Source organism: Rhodanobacter terrae (genome assembly GCF_042657005.1).
Lineage (GTDB): Bacteria > Pseudomonadota > Gammaproteobacteria > Xanthomonadales > Rhodanobacteraceae > Rhodanobacter > Rhodanobacter terrae.
In genome coordinates this window covers 60,053-81,350 of sequence record NZ_JBHSNG010000020.1, presented here as the reverse complement: position 1 = coordinate 81,350, position 21,298 = coordinate 60,053, and the positions used below count along the sequence as shown (strand labels likewise).

Genomic DNA, 21,298 nt, shown 5'->3' with positions numbered 1-21,298 from the left:
GATGCTGCTGACCTTCATCGTCGGCTTCGCCATGTCGGCCGGTCCGCTGATCTGGACGCTGTGCTCGGAAGTGCAGCCGCTGAAGGGCCGCGACTTCGGCATCGGCTGCTCGACCTTCACCAACTGGGTCGCCAACATGATCGTGGGTGCCACCTTCCTCACCTTGCTCAACGGCATCGGCAACGCAGCGACGTTCTGGCTGTACGCGGCGCTGAACGCCGTATTCCTGCTGATCACCTTCTGGCTGATCCCGGAGACCAAGAACGTCACGCTGGAACAGATCGAACGCAACCTGATGTCCGGCCAACCGCTGCGCAAGATCGGTCAGTAAAACCCCCCGGTAGGAGCCCGCGTGCGGGCGATGCTCCTGCTCCGATGATTGGCCCAACAAATGGTAGGAGCCCGCTAGCGGGCGATGCTCCTGCTCCGATGGTTGGCCTTAGGGATAGGAGAGATCAAAACAAAGGCATCGCCCGCACGCGGGCTCCTACAACAAGACCAACAACGTCGCCGGACCGCAATGCAGTGGTCATGAAAACTGCGGTCCAGGGAGCTCCCTCCATCTCGCCCGACACCCCCAGAAAAATGTAGGAGCCCGCTAGCGGGCGATGCTCCTGCTCCGATGGTTGGCCTTAGGGGTAGGAGAGATCAAAACAAGGGCATCGCCCGCACGCGGGCTCCTACAACAAGACCAACAACGGCGCCGGACCGCAATGCAGTGGTCATGAAAACTGCGGTCCAGGGAGCTCCTTCCATCTCGCCCGACACCCCCAGAAAAATGTAGGAGCCCGCTAGCGGGCGATGCTCCTGCTCCGATGGTTGGCCTTAGGGATAGGGGAGATCAAAACAACGGCATCGCCCGCACGCGGGCTCCTACAGCAAGACCAACAACGTCGCCGGACCGCAATGCAGTGGTCATGAAAACTGCGGTCCAGGGAGCTCCCTCCATCTCGCCCGGCACCCCCAGAAAAATGTAGGAGCCCGCGTGCGGGCGATGCTCCTGCTCCGATGGTTGGCCTTAGGGATAGGAGAGATCAAAACAAAGGCATCGCCCGCACGCGGGCTCCTACAACAAGACCAACAACGTCGCCGGACCGCAATGCAGTGGTCATGAAAACTGCGGTCCAGGGAGCTCCCTCCATCTCGCCCGACGCCCCCAGAAAAATGTAGGAGCCCGCTAGCGGGCGATGCTCCTGCTCCGATGATTGGCCTTAGGGATAGGAGAGATCAAAACAAGGGCATCGCCCGCACGCGGGCTCCTACAGCAAGACCAACAACGTCGCCGGACCGCAATGCAGTGGTCATGAAAACTGCGGTCCAGGGAGCTCCCTCCATCTCGCCCGACGCCCCCAGAAAAATGTAGGAGCCCGCTAGCGGGCGATGCTCCTGCTCCGATGATTGGCCTTAGGGATAGGAGAGATCAAAACAAGGGCATCGCCCGCACGCGGGCTCCTACAGCAAGACCAACAACGTCGCCGGACCGCAATGCAGTGGTCATGAAAACTGCGGTCCAGGGAGCTCCCTCCATCTCGCCCGGCACCCCCAGAAAAATGTAGGAGCCCGCGTGCGGGCGATGCTCTTGCTCCGATGGTTGGTCGGCTAGGGGATTAGGAGAGATCAAAACAAGGGCATCGCCCGCACGCGGGCTCCTACAACAACAACGTCGGCGTGTCGTGATCGAGCCAGGTGGCGTTCCAGTACGGGTATCCAAGTACATTGTCGGCGAGCCCGGCGCGTATCGGGTTGGCCACGATGTAACGCGCCACCTCCCGTACATCCTCGCCGGACCGCAATGCACGGTCATGGAAACTGCGATCCCAGGGCGCCCCTTCCATCTGGCCCGACGCATGCAACGCACGCGAGGTTCCGCCCTTGAAACGATTCATTACCCGGCCCAGCGGCTCGTCGCCGAGCTGCAGCAATCCGTGCCAGTGGTCGGGCATGAGTACCCAAGCGAGCAGCCGCGAATCCCCCCAGGTGGGTGCCGAGTGGATGACCCGGCTGGCCGCCTGTGCGGAAGCCGTATCCGCAAATAGCCGGCGGCGGTGACGAGTCGTGGTCGTCAGCAGATAGATCTGGCCGGGAATGGATACCCGCCCCCGGCGCAAGGCCTGGCGACCGCTGTGTGGAAAGGAGAGCATGCGATCAGATTGCCGAGACCCCCACCAAAGAGCTGCAGCCCCCCAACCCCACTCCCCGTCCGCCCCGATCCCCACATCATGTAGGAGCCCGCTAGCGGGCGATGCCGTTGCTCTGGTCAGAGGAAAACCCGTAGGAGCCCGCTAGCGGGCGATGCCCTTGTTTTGATGGTGGGTAGTAGGAAAGATCAAAGCAACAGCATCGCCCGCCAGCGGGCTCCTACCATGTGCCGCACAGATCCCCGACCCGCCTCACGCCCGCCCGTAAACATCGTCATACCGCACGATGTCGTCTTCACCGAGATAGCGGGCGATGCCCCTGCTCCAATGGTCAGAAGAAAACCCGTAGGAGCCCGCTAGCGGGCGATGCTCTTGTTTTGATGGTGGGTAGTAGGAAAGATCAAAGCAACAGCATCGCCCGCCAGCGGGCTCCTACCATGTGCCGCACAGATCCTCGAACCGCCTCACGCCCGCCCGTAAACATCGTCATAGCGCACGATGTCGTCCTCACCGAGATAGCTGCCCGACTGCACCTCGATCAGTTCCAGCGCCACCTTGCCGGGATTGCGCAGGCGGTGCTTGCTGCCCAGCGGGATGTAGGTGCTCTGGTTTTCGCCGAGCAGGAACACCTTGTCGTCGCAGGTGACTTCGGCGGTGCCGGAGACCACGATCCAGTGCTCGGCGCGATGATGATGTTTCTGCAGGCTCAGGCTGGCGCCCGGCTTGACCTGGATGCGTTTGACCTGGAATCGCTCGCCCGCTTCCAGCGAGTCGTAACTGCCCCATGGCCTGTGCACCACCCGGTGCAGCGAATGCTCGCTGCGTCCTGCAGCCTTGAGCTGCTCGACGATCTTCTTGACGTCCTGCGCAGCGTCCCGGCGCGCCACCAGGGTGGCATCGGGCGTGGTCACCACGATCAGGTCGTCGACGCCGATGGTGGCGATCAGGTGGCGGTCGTGCGAACGCAGCAACGAGTTGCGCGTGTCGACCACCATGGTGTCGCCTTCGCGCAAATTGCCTTGCGCATCCTTGTCGCCGGTCAGCCACAGCGCCGACCACGAGCCGATGTCGCTCCATGCGCAGCTGACCGGGATCACCGCCGCGCGCTGGGTCTTTTCCATCACCGCGTAATCGATCGAATCGTCCGGCACCAGGGCGAACGCATCGCGGTCGATCCGCACGAAATCCAGATCGGCGGACGCCTTGGCATGCGCCTCGCGCACGGCGGCGAGCATGGCCGGTGCATGCGCAGCCAGCTCTTCCAGGTAGCGCGAAGCCTTGAACAGGAACATGCCGGAGTTCCAGTCGTAGTTCCCGTCCGCGAGATACGACTCGGCGGTACTGAGGTCGGGTTTCTCGACAAACTGCTCCACCCGGTAGCCATCGCTGCCGATCGCCTCCGCGCGACGGATGTAGCCGAAACCGGTTTCCGGACGATCCGGCCGGATGCCGAACGTGACCAGCCAGCCCTGCGCGGCCAAGGGCATGGCCTGCTTCACCGCATCCACAAAAGCGGCAGTGTCGCCGATCAAGTGGTCGGCTGGCAGCACCAGCAGCACGGCGTCGGCATCGCGCTGCAGCGCCTGCAACGCACCCAGCGCGATCGCCGGTGCGGTGTTGCGCGCCAGCGGCTCCAGCACGATCGTGGCGTCCTCGACACCGGCTTCCAGCAGCTGGTCGGCGGCGAGGAAACGATGATCCTCGCTGGCCACCACGATCGGTGCCGCTACGCCGGGCAGCTGGCGGGTGCGCGCGATGGTCTGCTGGAACAGCGTGCCTTTGCCGGCGAGCCCGAGGAACTGCTTGGGCAGATTCTTGCGCGAGACCGGCCACAAACGGGTACCGCTGCCGCCGCTGAGGATAAGAGGTATCAACATGTCGGTAAGGGTACCTTGGGGCAAAGTCCGGGACGTGAGCATCAAATCGCGTATGTAGGAGCCCACCTTGTGGGCGATGCTCTTCGGCGGGCGATGCAAGCAAGAGCATCGCGCACAAGGTGCGCTCCTACAAGGTGGCGCGGCGCTCGTCGGTGAGTTGGGCAATCACATCGCGCAGGCCGTCGCGCCAGTCCGGTAGAACCACGGCAAACTGCCGCTGGAAATTCGTGTTGTCCAGCAGCGACCACGCCGGGCGCACCGCCGGCGTGGGGAATTCAGCGCTGGTGATCGGGATCACGCGCGGTTGCCGCCGGATCAGCCCATGCGCGGCAGCCTGCTCGAAGATCGCGCTGGCGAAGCCGTGCCAGGTGGTGGCGCCGCTGGCGACCAGATGATGAGTGCCGCTGAGCTGCCGACGCTGCACGGCATCGGCGTGTCGCCAGCGATCGAGCGCCGACAGGCTGGCGTTGACGATCAGCGTGGTGTCGGTCGGCGCGCCGTGCTGGTCGGCCACCACGCGCAGTTCCTCGCGCTCGGCGCCCAGCCGCAACATGGTGCGCAGGAAGTTCTGGCCATGCGCGGCATACACCCACGCCGTGCGAAACGTCAGATGGTCGGCGCCGCTGTCGCGCAATGCGTGCTCGCCGGCCAGCTTGCTGCGGCCGTAGGCGCCCAGCGGGCCGGCAGGTGCGTCGACGGCATACGGTTGCGACTGGCTGCCGTCGAACACATAGTCGGTCGAGTAATGCATCACCAGGCTGCCGTGCGCCGCCGCCCATGCGCCGAGCACCCCGACCGCCTCGCCGTTGACGCGGGTGGCCAGCGCCTCCTCCTGCTCGGCCCGGTCGACGGCGGTATAGGCGGCGGCATTGATGATCGCGTCGGGCTGCACGCGGTCGAGCAGGGCGGGCAGGCTGGCCGGTTCGGCAAGGTCGGCGACCTCGCCGTAGCCGCCGGTGGCCAGCACGCCGTCGCGGCTGGCGGCGATGATTTCAGCGCCTGCGATCTGGCCGGCGTGGCCGAGAAACGTACGGCCGAGCTGACCACTGGCGCCGAGCAGCAGGATCCTCATGGCACGAAAATCGGCAGGCGCTCGGGTGCGACGTCTTGCAGCAGCGGCGTCTTGCCGTCCTTGTCCGACAGCAACGGCGCACTGAGCGGCCAGTCGATACCGAGATCGGCATCGTTCCAGCGGATGCCGGCGTCGGCCTTGGCGTCGTACAGCGCAGTGCACTGGTAAGTGAAGGTGGCGAATTCGGACAGGACGCAGAAGCCGTGCGCAAAGCCTTCCGGCACCCAGAAATGGCGATGGTTGTCGGCGGTCAGCATCACGCCCACCGACTGGCCGAACGTGGGCGAGCCGCGGCGGATATCCACCGCCACGTCGTACACCTCGCCTTCGAGCACGCTGACCAGCTTGCCCTGCGGATTCGGCCACTGGTAATGCAGGCCGCGCAGCACGCCGCGGGCGGAGCGCGAGACGTTGGACTGCACGAAGCGATGGTCGACACCGGCCGCGAGGTATTTCGCCTCGTTGTAGCTCTCGTAGAAGAAGCCGCGGGCGTCGCCGAACACCTGCGGTTCGAGGATCAGTGCACCGGATAACGCGGTTTCGATCACTTTCATCGTACGGGTCCCTGCTTGATCAGCTGCTCCAGGTATTGGCCGTAACCGGTCTTGGCCAGCGGCGCGGCCAGTGCCAGCAATTGCTCGGCGTCGATCCAGCCGTTGACGTAGGCGATTTCTTCCGGGCAGCACACCTTGAGGCCTTGGCGATTCTCGATCGTCTCGATGTAGCTGCCAGCTTCCATCAGCGAGTCGTGCGTACCGGTGTCGAGCCAGGCGAAGCCACGGCCTAGCTGTTCCAGGTGCAGCGAATTGTCGTCGAGGTAGCAGCGGTTGAGGTCGGTGATTTCCAGTTCGCCGCGCGCCGAGGGTTTCAGCGCTGCCGCGTAATCGCAGACGCGACCATCGTAGAAATACAGACCCGTCACCGCGTAATGGGACTTCGGCTGTGCCGGTTTCTCCTCCAGTCCGATCACCCGGCCAGCGGCATCGAATTCGGCCACGCCGTAGCGTTCCGGATCCTTCACCCAGTAGCCGAACACCGTGGCGCCGTGATCGCGTGCCGCCGCATGCTTCAGCCGTTCGGTCAGGCCCCCGCCATAGAAGATGTTGTCGCCCAGCACCAGGCAGCTCGGCTTGCCATCGACGAAATCACGGCCGATGGTGAACGCCTGCGCCAGGCCATCCGGCGACGGCTGCACCGCGTAGCGGATGTCGAGGCCCCACTGCGAGCCGTCGCCCAGCAGGCGCTGGAACATCGCCTGCTCATGCGGGGTGTTGATCACCAACACCTCGCGGATGCCGGCCAACATCAAGGTGGCCAGCGGGTAGTAGATCATCGGCTTGTCGTACACCGGCAGCAGCTGCTTGCTGACCGCGCGGGTGATCGGGTGCAGCCGGGTGCCGGAGCCACCGGCGAGGATGATGCCTTTCTTCGTATTGCTCATGACCGCATCCTTCATGACCTCATCCTTCATGACCCCATCCTTCATGACCCCAGGCGCTCCATCCGATAGCTGCCGTCGAGCACGCGCTGGCTCCACGGCTGGTTGGCGAGATACCAGTCCACCGTCTGCGCGATACCGCTTTCGAACGTCTGCGATGGACGCCAGCCCAGTTCGTTCTGCAGCTTGCTGGAGTCGATCGCGTAGCGTCGATCGTGGCCGGGGCGATCCTTGACGTAGGTGATCAGCGACTCGCGGGCACGACCATCGGCCAGCGGGCGGCGCGCATCGAGCAGCCCGCATATCGTCTTCACCACCGCGATATTCTCGCGTTCGGCATTGCCGCCCACGTTGTAGGTCTCGCCGATGCGGCCGGCTTCCAGCACCCGGCGGATCGCGCTGCAGTGATCGCCCACGAACAGCCAGTCGCGGATGTTCCTGCCGTCGCCATAGACCGGCAGCGGTTCGCCGGCCAGCGCCTTCTGGATGACCAGCGGAATGAGCTTTTCCGGGAACTGGTACGGCCCGTAGTTGTTCGAGCAGTTGGTGGTCAGCGTGGGCAAGCCGTACGTGTGCTGGAACGCGCGCACCAGGTGATCCGAGGCGGCCTTCGAGGCGGAGTACGGCGAGTTCGGTGCATAAGGCGTCTGCTCGGTGAACTTGCCTTCGGCGCCGAGCGAGCCATACACCTCGTCGGTCGACACATGCAGGAAACGGAATGCATCGCGCGCGGCGCCTTCGAGACTGCGCCAGTAGTCGCGCGCGCCTTCAAGCAGCCCAAGCGTGCCGACCACGTTGGTCTGCACGAATTCAGCCGGACCGTCGATCGAGCGGTCCACATGCGATTCGGCCGCGAAATTCACGATGGCGTCGGGGCGATGCTCGGCCAGCAGCTTCGCGATCAACTCGCGATCGCCGATGTCGCCCTGGACGAAGGTATGGGCAGGGACTTCCTTCAACGAGCTGAGCGTGTCCAGATTGCCGGCATAGGTCAGCTTGTCCAGGTTGATCACTTGCAAGCCATCGGCCACCGCCTGCAATACGAAATTGGCGCCGATAAAGCCGGCGCCGCCGGTGACCAGCAGAGTCTTGATCCCTGCGGAGGGGTTGTTCATCGATGACGTCCATGGTTTGACGAAAGAGGGGCGGCCAGGACATCCCGGCCGTCCGGCAGACGGCAAATGATGCCTGTTCTTGCCTTGCCGACCAAGCACCGGCGGGCTGTCGACATGGTTGCCCGGTGCGCGAGGGCCGCAGTTTGCCCATTTCTACATGAACGCCAAGTTTTTGCGTCGGTCGGCAATGGCCGGCATAAAAGCTAAGATGGTGGACTTCCTAACACGAGACAGTCCGCCAGCCGGGCTGCAAGGACAGCGATGAAAACTGCTGCAAAGCGTAGCCAGCACGGCATGGGGACCCGGGCCATTCATGCCGGTCAGCATCCGGATCCCAGCACCGGCGCGATCATGACGCCGATCTACGCTACCTCGACCTACGTGCAGGAAAGCCCGGGCAAGCACAAGGGCTACGAGTATTCGCGCACGCAAAATCCTACGCGGATGGCCTATGAGCGCTGCGTGGCCGATCTCGAGGGCGGCGTGGCCGGTTTTGCGTTCGCCTCCGGCCTGGCCGCGGCAGCGACGGTGCTGGATCTGCTCGATTCGGGCAGCCACGTCATCGCCATGGACGACCTCTACGGCGGCAGCTATCGGCTGTTCGAAAAGGTGCGGCGGCGCTCGGCCGGGCTGGATTTCAGCTTCATCGATCTGAACGACACCGCGGCGATGAAGGCGGCGCTCAAGCCCAACACGCGGATGATCTGGGCCGAAACGCCGACCAATCCGATGCTGAAGCTGGTCGACCTGGCCAAGGTCGCCGCCTTCGCGAAGAAACACGGCCTGATCCTGGTGGTGGACAACACATTCTGCTCGCCGATGATCCAGCGCCCGCTGGAATACGGCGCGGACTTGGTGCTGCATTCGGCCACCAAATACCTCAACGGCCATTCCGACATGGTAGGCGGCATCGTGGTCGCCCGCAGCAAGGAGCTGGCCGAGCAGATGGGGTTCCTGCAGAACTCGGTCGGTGCGGTGGCGGGTCCGTTCGACTCGTTCCTTGCCATGCGCGGCCTGAAGACCCTGCATCTGCGCATGAAGGCGCATTGCCAAAGCGCGCTGGAACTGGCGAAGTGGCTGGAAAAGCACCCGGCCGTGGAGCGGGTGATCTACCCCGGCCTCAAGAGCCATCCGCAGCACGCTCTGGCCAAGCGCCAGATGGATGGTTTCGGCGGCATCATCAGCATCGAGGTGAAGGGCGGCCTGAAAAAAGCCAAGCGCATGCTGGAGCGCTGCGAGTTGTTCGCGCTGGCCGAGTCGTTGGGCGGCGTCGAGAGTCTGATCGAGCATCCGGCGATCATGACGCACGCGTCGGTGCCCGCAGCCAATCGCAAGCGGCTTGGTATCACCGACGGGCTGATCCGACTTTCGGTAGGTGTGGAGGATGTCGTCGATCTGCGTGCAGAACTTGCATCTGCACTTGCTGGCTGACCGCGAAGGAATATACATGCAAGGTCACGCGAACTTTTCTTTCCTGTTCCGCCAGTTACTCGGACGCGAACTCGCCTCACGCTACAAAACGACAGCGTTAGGTGTCCTCTGGTTGTTGCTGCAGCCATTGCTGATGCTGGGTGTCTACACCTTGGTATTCAGCGGAATTTTCAAGACACACTGGGCGGGCACGGCAACAACCGCCGATTTTGCGTTGGTATTGTTTGCCGGACTGATCATCTTCAATTTTCTTTCGGAAGTTCTGGTCTCGGCACCAACGCTGATTGTCGGGCAGCCAAACTATGTCAAGAAGGTGGTCTTTCCGGTGGAAATCCTACCGGTCGTACGCGTTGCAGCGGCACTCGTCACGGCACTGCTCAGTCTGGTCATTCTGCTGGTGGCACAGGCTATGGTGGGACAGATGCCATCGCCAAGCGCTGTTTTTGCGCCGCTGATACTGCTGGAGATGGTGCCGATGCTGTTAGGTATAGCTTGGGCAATTTCCGCGTTGGGAGTCTATTTGCGCGATATCGCCCAGTTTGTCGGTATCGTTTCGAGCATACTGCTATTTCTCAGCCCCATTTTCTTTCCGTCGTCATCCATTCCCCAGAACCTGCGCGCACTGATCGATTTCAATCCATTGGTAACTCCGATGGAGCAGTTGCGCGCCGTAACCGTCCAACACAGCCTGCCGGACTTCGCAGCCTTGGCTCAGCATTTTGCCCTCTCCGTACTCCTTGCTGGGCTTAGTTTTCAGCTATTTCGCCGCTTGTCGCGCGGCTTTGCAGACGTCCTATGAGTGATCAAACGCATGAGGTGCCGTTCACGGACGACACCGCCATAGAAATATCGCAGGTGGTGAAAGACTATGCGATCTACCGTAGCCCGCGGGAGCGACTGGTCTCGTTGATCAAGCCGAATTCCTCTGGAAACAGTGGAAAGATTTTTCGCGCGCTCGATGGCATCAGCCTCATCGTCCGGCGTGGCGAGACGATGGGCATCATCGGACGTAATGGTGCAGGAAAATCAACACTGCTTCAGGTGCTCTGCGGCACGGTAACACCAACAGTCGGAACGGTTAGGATCAACGGACGTTTTGCAGCCTTATTGGAATTGGGGGCGGGATTCAATCCCGACTTCACAGGTCGCGAGAATGTCTACATGAATGCTTCGCTGCTAGGTCTGTCGAAAGCGGAAATCGACGACCGGCTCGACAGTATCCGCGCCTTTGCCGATATTGGTGACTTCTTCGAGCGACCGGTGAAGACGTATTCGAGCGGTATGTATGTACGGCTTGCCTTTTCGGTGGCCATTCATACCGAGCCCGATGTGCTGATCGTGGATGAGGCGTTATCTGTCGGTGATATCCGTTTTCAGATGAAATGTCTTGCGCGCATCGAAGCGTTGCGCGCACGCGGTGCCACAATCCTGTTTGTTTCGCATTCGATGGAGCAGATCAAGCGATTCTGCCAGACGGCCATCTGGATGGAGGGCGGTCGTGTTAAGTTGCATGGGGAGGCCAGCTTCGTTGCTGATCAATTCCGTGATCATGAAATTGGCCGTGACAGTGAGACACGGCAAGATGCATCGCAAGCTGGAGGGTCTCAGGGGGAGGTGCCGGCATTCATCGAGACGGTGAGCCTTTCGCGGGATTTCATGGCACCGTTCGAGCCCGTAACAGTAGATATCAGTTACTGCATTCGCGATGAATCTATCCACGGCTTCCTGCTTGGCGTTGCCATCAAAGGTCTGGACGGTCAGCATATCTTTGGGCCGAATACGCATCTCGAACGAGTGGATATTCCCAGTAAAAAAGGATCGCATCGCGTTAGCTATCATATTCCCTCGATGCCTCTGCTCACGGGGACCTATCGCGTTGACGTCGGTTTGTTTACTGACAAGGGCATGGTTTGTCTTGATTACCTTTCCGATGTCGCCAAACTGACGGTTGCCGCACCCTATTTCAGTGAAGGGTTGGTGTATATCCCTCACGAGTGGATCGTGCATGTCGACTGAGCTGGAAAACATTCCCTTCGATCATTATCAGCGCTATGCCGCAACGGCGGCGCTGGTTGACGCATTAGCCATGCCGACGTCAACCGTGCTTGAGGTAGGTGCAAATCGCCAGCGTCTATTGGCTAGCTTTTTGCCACACAGCAAATTGGTATTCAGTGATCTTTTCGAGCAAGCTGGAGCCGACGATTTCGTGCAGGCCGACGCTAGCGCGCTACCCTTTGCGGATGCACGGTTTGATGTAGTGGTAGCGCTGGATGTCATCGAGCACATGCCGGTGCATCTTCGCGCCAGGGCTGCAGCAGAAATGGCCCGTGTGGCGGCCCGGCTGGTGGTTATCGCCTGCCCACTTGATCAACCCTGGGTTCACGCGGCAGAACATGACGCGAATGGTGTATGGCGCAATTACTTCGGGGAAGACTATCCGTGGCTGGCGGAGCACAAGGAGTTTGGCCTCGTCGCCGGTGACGAGATCGAGCAAGCATTGGTCAAGTCGGGACGCATGGTGCTGAGGTTTGGACAGGGCGACACCGCAATTTGGTCGGGGCTGATGGGTGCCCATTTTGTCAAGGAGGCCATTGCTGAAATGCGGCCCATCGTCGCGAGCGCCGACCGGCTCTACAACCACAGTGTATTTGCAGGCGATCGAAGCGAAAAATCCTATCGCGGATATTTTGTCGCGGTACGGAACAAGGAGGATCTGGAGTGCATCCGACGATCGCCTGTGCTGACCGCGCAGCCGGACGAAGCAGCGGTGGCATTGGTGTCATCCCTGGGGGCATCGTTGCAGTCCATCGCTGACCGCATTTACTCTGCTGAGAACCAGTGGCAATTTGCTGCAAGAAAGGTTGCAGAAGGTGATGCCAAGTTATCCGCCGCCGCTGCTGAGTGGGGCCGTACCGTTGAGCTGCTGCGTGAATCTGAGGTCAGGCAGTTGCATGCCTCACAGCAATGGCAGGCAACAGCTGAGCTGGTACGGGTTGCGGAAGCAAGCTTGGAGGATGCGCGGGAGCAATGGGCGCACACCGTCGAGCGGCTGCACGAATCCGAGGTCAGGCAGTTGCATGCCTCGCAGCAATGGCAGGCAACAGCTGAGCTGGTACGGGTCGCGGAAGCAAGCTTGGAGGATGCGCGGGAGCAATGGGCGCACACCGTCGAGCGACTGCACGAATCCGAGGCCAAGCAACTATATGTCTCGGAGCAATGGCGGAAAACAGCTGAAAGGTTTCGGGAGACTGAAGCGCAACTGGAGCAGATGCGATCACAGTACCGGTCTCTCATCCAACAGCTCGCTGATACGGATGCAAGGTTAGAGACTGAGTCGCGTGTCCGGCAGGAGCGTGAAGCGCTACTGGGGCTAACGCTTGGCCGCCTGCAACAGCAGACCGCGGAGACCGATCTTGCGAGAGAGCAACTTGAAGCGCTTGAGAAGCAACATGGGGCCGCAGTTGAAAGCATGCGTCTTCTTGAAGATAGGCACCAATCGCTGATGGCCGAAAACAAGGAGCTGACCTATCATCAGGGTCGCTTGCTATTGCGGGTCAGGGGACTTGAACGTCGACAGTGCTGGGCCCTTGGCAGTGGAGTTGTTGTGCTTCTGGCAGCGCTCGCTGCATTCTTTTTTCGTTTGATTTGATGCTGCCGTCGGCTGTACAGGGATTGAAATGAACAGGCCAAGTCTATTCGTGCGCATTCGTGCGCTTCTGCATGCGGTTGCCCGCAGCATTCGCCATGCCCGTGCTGCAGGCCTTGGGCTGGCTCAAATCGTACGCAAGGCTGTCAATTGCATCCGGCTAGGGCCGCGTGGTTTTGCGCGGCATGTGATGGCCTATGATCAGTTGGCGCAGATGGATACGCGCGAGTCATATCGTGCCCCGGCGATGGATCCCTCCAATACGACAGGTGCGGAGCTGTCCGCTTATGAACGCTGGCTGCAGCAGCATGAGCCCACAGTGGCGACGCTGATCGATGGCCCGCTGATCAGCGTGATCATGCCGACGTGCAATACGCCTGAATCGTTCTTGCGCGAAGTGATCGCTAGTGTGCTTGCGCAGACCTATCTGAACTGGGAGCTGTGCATCTGCGACGACGCGTCAGATGTCCCCCACGTGCACCGTATCCTTGCGGATGTAGGCAACGGTGATCCGCGCATCAGCGTCATGTATCGGGAGCAACGTGGTGGTATAGCTAGTGCCACCAACGATGCCTTGAAGCTTGCCACCGGCGAGTATGTGGCACCCCTGGATCATGATGACTTGCTGCATCCGGATGCGCTTGCATCTGTGGCTGCCGCATTGAAGCAGGCCGATGCGGACATCGTTTACACCGATCACGACTGCGTTGGTGAATACGGCAGCCGGCGGCTGCCGTACTTCAAGCCGGACTGGAGTCTGGATCTGTTTCTTTCGCAGATGTATCTGGGCCATCTGGTGGTATTTCGTCGCGACATGGTCGACCGGCTTGGTGGTTTGCGTCCGGAGATGGATGGTTCGCAGGACTATGACCTGGTGCTGCGTTGCCTTGCCGACGGGGCGAAAATCGCCCATGTGCCGCGTGTGCTCTATCACTGGCGCCAGCATAGCGGGTCGACTTCCGCCAACGCCGACTCCAAGCCCTACGCCCATGAAGCCGGGCGTAGGGCAATCCAGAGCTATCTGGATCGGGTCTATCCCGGTGCACAGGCGAAGGATGGGGCTTATACCTTCTGCTACGACGTGCGCTACAACCTCATGGCCGATCATCAGCCCCTGGCGAGCATCGTGATCCCCACCCGTGACCGGGTGGACTTGTTGGATATCTGTGTACGCACCCTGCGCGAACAGACGGAGTACAAGCAATACGAAATCCTAGTTGTCGACAACGGCTCGGTAGAGCTGGAAACCATGCAGTGGTTCGACCGGATGTCGCGCGAAGCCAATATCCGCGTGTTGCCGGCGGATATCCCGTTCAACTGGTCGGCCTTGAATAATCTTGCGGCGCGCGAAGCGCGTGGCAAGGTATTGGTGTTTCTCAACAACGACACCGAAATCATTGATGGTCAGTGGCTGGAGCGCCTTGTGGACGTGGCTCTTCGACCCGACGTGGGCGTGTGCGGTCCGCTGCTGCTATACGGGGACATGACCATCCAGCATGCCGGTGTGGTGGTAGGCATGGGTGGCTGGGCCGATCATGTGTTCAAAGGCCTGCCTGCCTCACACGTACAAAATTGTTTTGCCTCGCCGGTGATGCGTCGCAACGTGCTGGCGGTGACCGGAGCTTGCATGGCGATAGAAAAAGCCAAGTTCGACGCACTCGGCGGCTTCGACGAGTCCTTCATCATCTGCGGCAGCGACGTGGAAATCTGCCTGCGTGCGTTCCATGGCGGCCTGCTCAATGTCTATGTGCCGGAAGCGAAGCTGGTGCACCACGAATCCAAGACGCGTGATCCGGGCAATATCCCGGAGACGGATTTTGTCCGTTCCGAGCAGGCCTATCATCCGTACCGGACGGCAGGCGATCCCTACTTCAACCACAACCTCGACCCCATGAGTTGCGTGCCGCGGCCGCGGAACATGCCATGAAATCCATGTTGCGTGGAGCTGCTTACCGGGCTGCGAGAGCGTTGGGCCTCATGTCCAGCGCCACGACAAGCCAGAATGGAGTCGCGATTCAGGCAGCTACCACGGTGGCAGAGACGACCCCGTGCAATGCGCGCCTGTCGGATTGGCAGGGTTGCCGCCTGAATCTGTTGCTGCCTTCCATCAATGCGCGCCACTACTTCGGTGGCATCCATACCGCCGTGCAATTGTATCGTGCGTTGGAAAAACACTTTCCGGCTACCCGCATCGTGCTGGTGGATAGCGCGCCTGATGCTGCCGCGCTGGAGCGGTTCAGTGAACACACACTGGTGGACTGTGCTGCCGATTCCGCTGCGAGTCACCAGATTGTTCCGTTCAACGACCGCTATGGCCGCACCGTGCCTGTTGGTGCAGGCGACTGCTGGCTGACCACAGCATGGTGGACCACCTATTCGGCCCAACGTCTGGCTGCGTGGCAGCAACAGCAATTCGGCGCCGCAGGTCGCCTGATCAATCTTATCCAGGATTTCGAGCCCGGCTTCTACCCGTGGTCAAGCCAATTCGCACTGGCATTGAGCACGTACCGACCGGATCAGGATGTGGGTGTATTCAATACCCGCCTTCTGGCGGATTACTTCGAGCTGCAGGGTCTCGCCTATCAACACCGGTTCGTGTTCGAGCCCACCCTCAATGACGGGCTTCGACATGTGCTCGAGCAGGCCCGCGCGAAATCGCAGCCGCGCCAGAGGCGCATGGTGGTCTATGCGCGTCCTTCGACGCCAAGGAACTCCTTCGAGCTGTTGTGCGAGGCGCTGCGCACTTGGGGCTGGTCCGACCCGGCCTCCGCACAGTGGGAGGTGGTGGCCGCCGGCGAACTGACAGCCGATCTTGATCTGGGCCCGTTCAGGGTGCACGCGCTGGGCAAGTTGGATTTGCCCGATTACGCCCGGCTGCTGGCGACCTCGGCAATTGGCGTGTCGCTGATGATCTCGCCACATCCGAGCTACCCGCCGCTCGAAATGGCGGCGTTCGGTATGGGCGTGGTGACTAATCGTTTCGCGAACAAGGATCTGGGTAACTTTTCGCCAAATATTCGCTCGGCTGAGCAGTTCTCGCCGGAGGCAATTGCTGCTGCGATTGCGCAAGAGGTGAACGAGTGGGAGCGGCGGAAAATGTCGCCTCTCGGTCTGATGGGCGAGGACCACGCGTTTCTGGCGGAAGGTGGGTTCGATGAAGTGGCGAAACAAATAGCGCACTCTTGGCACTGTGACAACAGGGAAAAACTGAAATGACTGGAAAAACAGAGCAACTCGCGACCCTAGTGAAGAACGAAGATGATGGAGCAAACGTGGAACTTCGCGACGTTTGGAACCAGGATGGGTTGGTTGTACCGCTCGGCGCCGAAGATCAAGGAAGTAGTGGCTCTGGACGGTATGATAACAAGTTAAAAAGTCATGTGACTGAGCACCCTCAACTCAGTGATTCCGATAGACCGAAAAATGGTTAACTCGATTTATTCGAAATTGCCCAAAGGAGTATCATCAATGAATAAGCGTCTTTTAGGTGCTTTGCTTTGCCTTTCTATTGCTCCGATAATGATCACGGCATGCTCATCCGGACAAAATACGGTCGATGTACAGACGGAGGTTGCTTCTGCGCCACCTACATCGAATGCTGCTGATTTGAATCAGCTTGTATATATTGCCGTTGGCGAAGATAAGAATGTGCCATTGGAGTTGAGTGTTGGTCATCATCTGTCAGGCTCGTTCCTAGCTCCTAAGGCTGGCTCTATCTCCGCGTTTGGCGTACTCATCGGTAATTACGGGAACACTTCGGATGGAGAGTTAGAAGTCCATTTGTGCCAAGGCGATACCTGTGCGGACGGCATCGCATCATTGTCTAAGTCCAAAGATAATAGATATTTTGTAATCAAGTTAGCCCACGCGCTGGTGGTGCGCGCAGGTTCAGATGCAGGTGCGATGCACTATGATCTATCGAGAATTAGTGGAATTAAGCAATTCGTAATTTGGGGGTACCCACCGATTGCAGCTTCACAATCACTGGCGTGGGATAACGGCCCGGCTTTAGATAAGGCGGCCAAGATTGGCCTCATGTACGCCCAATAGTATGTCCATTTACGATATCTCCACCGATCTGAATAGCACAAGCATTTAGCCGCCCGTTGAGAATGGTCCTTCTGGTTCCGTCGCCCTAGCTTTGATCTATGAGACACTCGATACGCAGCGTGCGGTACCGGGCGGTTACGGTCAACGGGGGCTTGGTGGGTCAACGTCCTGCTGGGCAACGTCAAGCGCGCAATCAGCGGCAGCTACCATGCGATCAAGCAAGGCAAATACGCGCGCGCTATCCGGCTGAGGCGGCGTACCGCTTCAACCGCCGATTTCGACTGCGCGAGATGCTCCATCGGCTGGCGCGCGCGATGATGCTCTGCAAACCTCATTCGGAGCCGGCCTTGCACTTGGCGACAAATCTTTATAGCTGAGTATCGAGGCTAAATCAGGTCAATTTATATCGCAGTACAATGGGCAGTAGATTCGAGACACTGCCAGGGAATGACGATGGATCAAAAAATAATTTCGGCGAGTCGAGACGGGGTTCTATTTGCGCGCGCGCGCCTGTGGATGGTGGTGAGTTATGTGCTCACCATTCTTGTTTTAGTGCCGTTCGGCCCAAGCTTTCCGAGCGCCGGCACGGATGCTTCGTGGGCGTACGCGATGAATGTCGCTATTGCCAACCATCTGCATTTTGGCAGGGACGTCATCTTCACATTCGGGCCGCTCGCCCCTGCCTACACGCATCTCTATCACCCTTCCACAGATAATATGATGCTTGTGGTGTCTTTCATTGTGGCGTCCGCGGCCTTCGCCGGGTTTGCCTCGTTGGCATATCCAAAAAAAAGTGTATGGCTTATCGCCCTACCAATAATGCTTTGTCAATTCGCCACTCCCGACGGACTTTTCATTTTCCTGCCGTTTCTTCTCTTGCTTGTTGCTGAGCGAGATTTCGATCACCGCGTAGTTGGTAGGGTCATCACATTGCTCGTTGCTGGGGCCTGCGCGCTGCTTCCTTTGATAAAGGGGAGCCTAGGTGCTTCGGTTCTGCTTTGCACGGGCCTCGCTCTTGTCCCTGTGTGGCGCCGCTCACGTGTTGATGCAGTCGCGCTAGTAGTAACCCAGGCGGCTGTCATGATCGTCGCGTGGCTTTGGGCAGGTCAGCCGCTGGAGGGACTGCCAAATTTCTTCATCGCACAGGATATGATTATATCCGGCTATACCGTAGCCATGAGCCTGAACGCGAGCAGCAATCGATTTGAATCGGTTCTCTGTCTGATCGTCGCGGCGAGCTTGGTGTGGGCAATGTGGCGCTCGACTCCTCGGTCATCGAGCTGGCGAATCATGATTGCGTTATCCTTCGTGCTCTTCGTCTGCTTCAAAGCAGCAGTTGTGCGTCCTGACTGGTGGCATGTAGCGATTTTTGGGTCCGCACTGGTGCTCGTTGGGTATGTGATCTTGCTCAGAGACGAATTGCGCCGTGGCGTGGCTTTTTTTGCGATCAGTATTATCAGCTGGGCCATTATTAACCATGCATCTTATGTACCTTATGGTCCGAAAGCAGATCTCTCGCGTGTTGCTGCGGTGTTGAAAAAATCCTCAAACGGGATTTTGATTCGACTCTTCGACAACAATCAATTATCGAACGAGTGGCGCCAGGCAAATGAGCAAATTCAAAAAACATTGCGCCTTCCGTCCTATACTGGAACGGCTGATATCTACCCAGTAGACCTATCACTTCTCTTTGCCAGCGACACGAAATGGAATCCTCGGCCGATCATACAAAGCTATGCGGCCTATACAACTGACCTTGCTCGTATCAACCAGGCACATTTGCTTCGAAAGCCACCCGATCGTATTTATTTCGATGTCACTCCCACTGATGGGCACTACCCATCACTGGAAGACGGGGTCAGTTGGCCTGACCTTATCGTTCGCTATAAACCGGTAGGCTTCGTTGGGAGATACACGATCCTAGAAAAGCGTCCAAATCAGGCGGCGTTTGCGATCGATAGACCAGTCTTTGCAAACTCGGTCAAATTGGGTGCTCAGGTTATAGTGCCTTCGGCGAACCATCCAATTTGGGCGCAGATCGACATCAATCCCACACGGCTTGGCAAGCTCGCCTCAGCCGTATACAAGTTGCCGCCACTCCATATTTCGGTTCAATACTCTGACGGAAGCTCTGCCACCTACCGATTTATACCTGGAATGGCGAAGGCGGGATTTCTTCTCTCTCCCACGGTCTCAAGCGGGAACGACTTTGTAGCTCTTCAGTCATCTCGTTCAGTGGAATTTTTTGCGGGGCGGTATCCAATATCCTTCAGCATAGCTGGCGAGAGTGGTGCGCGCCTGCTCTGGAGTCAGCGCTACACTGTTAGCCTCTCCATCGCGCGCATCGCCGCCAGCGCCGGCGTGGACCAAGTTCTTTTCAGCCAGCCTGTGTCCGTCAGTTCAATCAACTCGTATCAGGTCGCCGGTGACTGCAATATCGATGGGATAGATGGAAACGAAGTCGGCGTGGCGCCGATCAATCTGACCACTGGGCTTGTGCGCATTCGAGGATGGGCAATGATTTCGGGCCAGAACGGCAAACAAAACGACGCAGTCTCACTCGCTTTCATCGCTCCTGACGGTCACGTCCAGCTTTTCCCAGCCAACAACACGGTCTCGCGCGGCGATGTCGCTGCCTTTTTCCATCATCCCGAAATCTATAACGTCGGTTTCGAGGCCCTAATAGATGCGAACTCATTAAGTGGCTCTGTCGATGTCAAAGTGCTTCAAAGGTCCGGGGAAAAGTGGCTCGTCTGCGGAAAGAAGACCGGACATTTGAATCGTCCCGGGGTTTAGAGAGATGCTCACACCCGGAACGAAAACTGCTTGTGACCAAAATAACTTGTCACCACCGGCACCAGCACTCCGACGCCGTGGGCGATCGTTTCGGCATGTGCGTCAATGCCGAGCGCGGGTAATGCGTATTTCCCCAAGGCGACGCTGATGACCAAGGTCTGCACCAGTGCTGCGAGATTGACGATGGTGAACCACCAGGCCTGGTTTCGTAGCGTGTTGGAGGCATTGACGAAGACGAAGGCACGGTTGAGCACGAAGGCCGATATAAGGCCGATGCAGAAGGCGATGATGATCGACGGGACGTAGGGCATCCAGTGACTGAGGACGATGCGCGAGCCGAAGTTTGCAATGGCCGCAACACCGCCCGTCACGAGGAACTTGATGAATTGGCGCGACATCATATGAACGATCCGATCGCGCGGGCGGCCAGCTGGCGGGCCACCGCGATGCTCTCGTTGATCGAGCGATCCTCCGGGTAGTAGTACGAGGTATCCGCCATGTACAGACCGGCAATCGGCGTCTCCATGGGCGGCAGCATGTCGTAGAAGCCCGGCGGGCAGATGGTCTGGGCAAAGTCGTAGCGATGACAATGCCGGGCCAGCACCCAGTCCGGTGAAAAGGCCGGGTTGAGCTTGCCGAGGTAGCCGATCACCTCGTCGATCAGTTCGTCGTTGCTGTGCGCCCACTTGGGATGTGTCTTGGGCATGTAGAACGGCGCATAGAGGACAGAGGGCGTCATGTGGTTGAGGTTTGTGTACTCGATGACGCCGGGTATCTCGATGCTCGCGTCGTTGATGTTCATCCAGAAATTTTCGCTCAGGGGTTGCTTGAGCTTGAGGATGACGCAGGCCACCGGGATGTTCTTGATCCGGTTGATGCGGTCGGTGAAGTCGGCCGGCAGGTCGGGCACCAGCCGAGGCACGTACTGGATCGGGGCGGTGGAAATCACGGCCTGGCAGGGTTGTTCCTCGCCGTCGACCAGGATGCTGCTGACGCGGCCGTCGGTGACGTTGACCCGGTCGATGCCGGACTTTAGGTGAATGCGCCCACCGCGCTCGACTATGAAGCGCTCCATTTCGCGGAGCAGCGTGGCGGAGCCGCCTTCCAGGTAACCCATGGTTTCCTGCATGAGGCTGCGGCGAGACAGCGCCACGCGCTTGATGCGGGTGCCGATCCAGGCAGCGGAGATCTCGTCGCTGTGCTCAAACAGCTTCAGTTCGAACAGGCTCTTCCACAGGACGTTGTAGGCGCGTTCGCCGACCCAACGGCGGATCCATTCGGTCGCGCGCATGCGGTCGAACGGACGCCAGTCCTTGATGCCTTTGGTGTACATCGCATGCAGGCCGTAGCGGATCTTGCCGAGCAGGCCCAGCCCGTCGAACGCCAGCAGGGCGAACGGGGTGCCCCACTTGTACAGCTTGCCGTTGTAGTAGAAGCCCATCTTCGTGTCGGTCCAGCGCAGCTTGTCCGACAGGCCGAGTTCGGCGAGCAGCTCGAACAACGGATAGTCGGTCTTGCAGATGAAGTGGTAGTAGCGCTCGATTTCCAGGCCGGCGAAATCGAATGTGGCCGACATGCCGCCAATGCGGTCGTCGCGCTCGTATATGTCGACCTCATGGCCGCACTTGAGCAACTCCATGGCGGTCATCAGGCCCATCGGGCCGGCGCCTACTATCTTGAAATTCATTGACTAGTTCCGAATGACAAAGTGCTTGGATGCAGGATGGACACCAGC

Annotated in this window: 17 protein-coding genes and 1 pseudogene; 10 read left to right on the top strand and 8 right to left on the bottom strand. The window is 59.5% G+C overall.

What is annotated here, in order from left to right; all coding sequences use genetic code 11:
- Positions 1-331, top strand: a 331-nt coding sequence (locus ACFPPB_RS15915; RefSeq protein ID WP_377328846.1) for an MFS transporter, incomplete at its 5' end; no start/stop codon positions are given.
- A gap of 1,318 nt (positions 332-1,649) precedes the next feature.
- Here the strand turns inward: ACFPPB_RS15915 and ACFPPB_RS15910 are convergent.
- The 6 genes from ACFPPB_RS15910 to rfbB form a co-directional block, all read right to left on the bottom strand.
- Entirely contained in the window at positions 1,650-2,141 is a 492-nt protein-coding gene (locus ACFPPB_RS15910) for an REP-associated tyrosine transposase (RefSeq protein WP_377328844.1), read from the bottom strand.
- Between the two features lie 461 nt (positions 2,142-2,602).
- Positions 2,603-4,015 (bottom strand): mannose-1-phosphate guanylyltransferase/mannose-6-phosphate isomerase, encoded by a 1,413-nt coding sequence (locus ACFPPB_RS15905; RefSeq protein WP_377328842.1) that lies wholly within the window; start codon positions 4,013-4,015, stop codon positions 2,603-2,605.
- Positions 4,016-4,142: 127 nt separating this feature from the next.
- Complete coding sequence (rfbD, locus tag ACFPPB_RS15900; protein ID WP_377328840.1) at positions 4,143-5,087, bottom strand: dTDP-4-dehydrorhamnose reductase; 945 nt, start codon at positions 5,085-5,087, stop codon at positions 4,143-4,145.
- Positions 5,084-5,641 carry a dTDP-4-dehydrorhamnose 3,5-epimerase gene (gene rfbC, locus ACFPPB_RS15895; protein WP_377328838.1) on the bottom strand — a complete coding sequence of 186 codons (558 nt, stop codon included), beginning with the start codon at positions 5,639-5,641 and terminating at the stop codon, positions 5,084-5,086. Before rfbC ends, rfbD begins: the two co-directional genes overlap by 4 nt.
- Positions 5,638-6,528, bottom strand: a complete 891-nt coding sequence (gene rfbA / locus ACFPPB_RS15890; RefSeq protein ID WP_377328853.1) for a glucose-1-phosphate thymidylyltransferase RfbA — start codon at positions 6,526-6,528, stop codon at positions 5,638-5,640. The genes rfbC and rfbA overlap by 4 nt, the downstream gene beginning before the upstream one ends.
- 41 nt (positions 6,529-6,569) lie before the next feature.
- Complete coding sequence (gene rfbB, locus ACFPPB_RS15885) at positions 6,570-7,640, bottom strand: dTDP-glucose 4,6-dehydratase (protein WP_377328836.1); 1,071 nt, start codon at positions 7,638-7,640, stop codon at positions 6,570-6,572.
- Positions 7,641-7,901: 261 nt separating this feature from the next.
- Between rfbB and ACFPPB_RS15880 the strand changes: the two genes are divergently transcribed.
- The 9 genes and pseudogenes from ACFPPB_RS15880 to ACFPPB_RS15840 all read left to right on the top strand — a co-directional run bounded on the left by ACFPPB_RS15880 (position 7,902) and on the right by ACFPPB_RS15840 (position 19,563).
- Positions 7,902-9,071 carry a trans-sulfuration enzyme family protein gene (locus ACFPPB_RS15880; RefSeq protein WP_377328834.1) on the top strand — a complete coding sequence of 390 codons (1,170 nt, stop codon included), beginning with the start codon at positions 7,902-7,904 and terminating at the stop codon, positions 9,069-9,071.
- 16 nt (positions 9,072-9,087) lie between these two features.
- A complete protein-coding gene (locus ACFPPB_RS15875; protein WP_377328832.1) occupies positions 9,088-9,870 on the top strand; it encodes an ABC transporter permease in 783 nt (260 codons plus the stop codon).
- Positions 9,867-11,087: an ABC transporter ATP-binding protein gene (locus ACFPPB_RS15870; RefSeq protein WP_377328830.1), complete on the top strand. Its 1,221-nt coding sequence runs from the start codon at positions 9,867-9,869 to the stop codon at positions 11,085-11,087. The genes ACFPPB_RS15875 and ACFPPB_RS15870 overlap by 4 nt, the downstream gene beginning before the upstream one ends.
- Positions 11,077-12,720 carry a methyltransferase domain-containing protein gene (locus ACFPPB_RS15865; RefSeq protein WP_377328828.1) on the top strand — a complete coding sequence of 548 codons (1,644 nt, stop codon included), beginning with the start codon at positions 11,077-11,079 and terminating at the stop codon, positions 12,718-12,720. The genes ACFPPB_RS15870 and ACFPPB_RS15865 overlap by 11 nt, the downstream gene beginning before the upstream one ends.
- Before the next feature lie 28 nt (positions 12,721-12,748).
- The gene (locus ACFPPB_RS15860) at positions 12,749-14,644 is read left to right on the top strand and encodes a glycosyltransferase family 2 protein (protein WP_377328826.1); all 1,896 of its coding nucleotides are present in this window, start codon (positions 12,749-12,751) and stop codon (positions 14,642-14,644) included.
- Positions 14,641-15,933 (top strand): rhamnosyltransferase WsaF family glycosyltransferase, encoded by a 1,293-nt coding sequence (locus tag ACFPPB_RS15855; protein WP_465269357.1) that lies wholly within the window; start codon positions 14,641-14,643, stop codon positions 15,931-15,933. The genes ACFPPB_RS15860 and ACFPPB_RS15855 overlap by 4 nt, the downstream gene beginning before the upstream one ends.
- A 252-nt stretch (positions 15,934-16,185) precedes the next feature.
- The gene (locus tag ACFPPB_RS15850; protein WP_377328824.1) at positions 16,186-16,767 is read left to right on the top strand and encodes a YajG family lipoprotein; all 582 of its coding nucleotides are present in this window, start codon (positions 16,186-16,188) and stop codon (positions 16,765-16,767) included.
- Positions 16,768-16,914: 147 nt separating this feature from the next.
- Positions 16,915-17,144 (top strand): annotated as a pseudogene (locus ACFPPB_RS15845) (transposase); the annotation flags it as partial.
- A 76-nt stretch (positions 17,145-17,220) separates the two neighbouring features.
- On the top strand, positions 17,221-19,563 hold the full coding sequence (locus ACFPPB_RS15840; protein ID WP_377328822.1) for a hypothetical protein: 2,343 nt from the start codon (positions 17,221-17,223) through the stop codon (positions 19,561-19,563).
- 8 nt (positions 19,564-19,571) lie between these two features.
- Here ACFPPB_RS15840 and ACFPPB_RS15835 read toward each other — a convergent pair whose 3' ends face one another.
- Positions 19,572-19,964 (bottom strand): GtrA family protein, encoded by a 393-nt coding sequence (locus ACFPPB_RS15835; RefSeq protein WP_377328820.1) that lies wholly within the window; start codon positions 19,962-19,964, stop codon positions 19,572-19,574.
- Complete coding sequence (locus ACFPPB_RS15830) at positions 19,961-21,250, bottom strand: NAD(P)/FAD-dependent oxidoreductase (RefSeq protein ID WP_377328818.1); 1,290 nt, start codon at positions 21,248-21,250, stop codon at positions 19,961-19,963. The genes ACFPPB_RS15835 and ACFPPB_RS15830 overlap by 4 nt, the downstream gene beginning before the upstream one ends.
- Positions 21,251-21,298 lie beyond the last annotated feature (48 nt).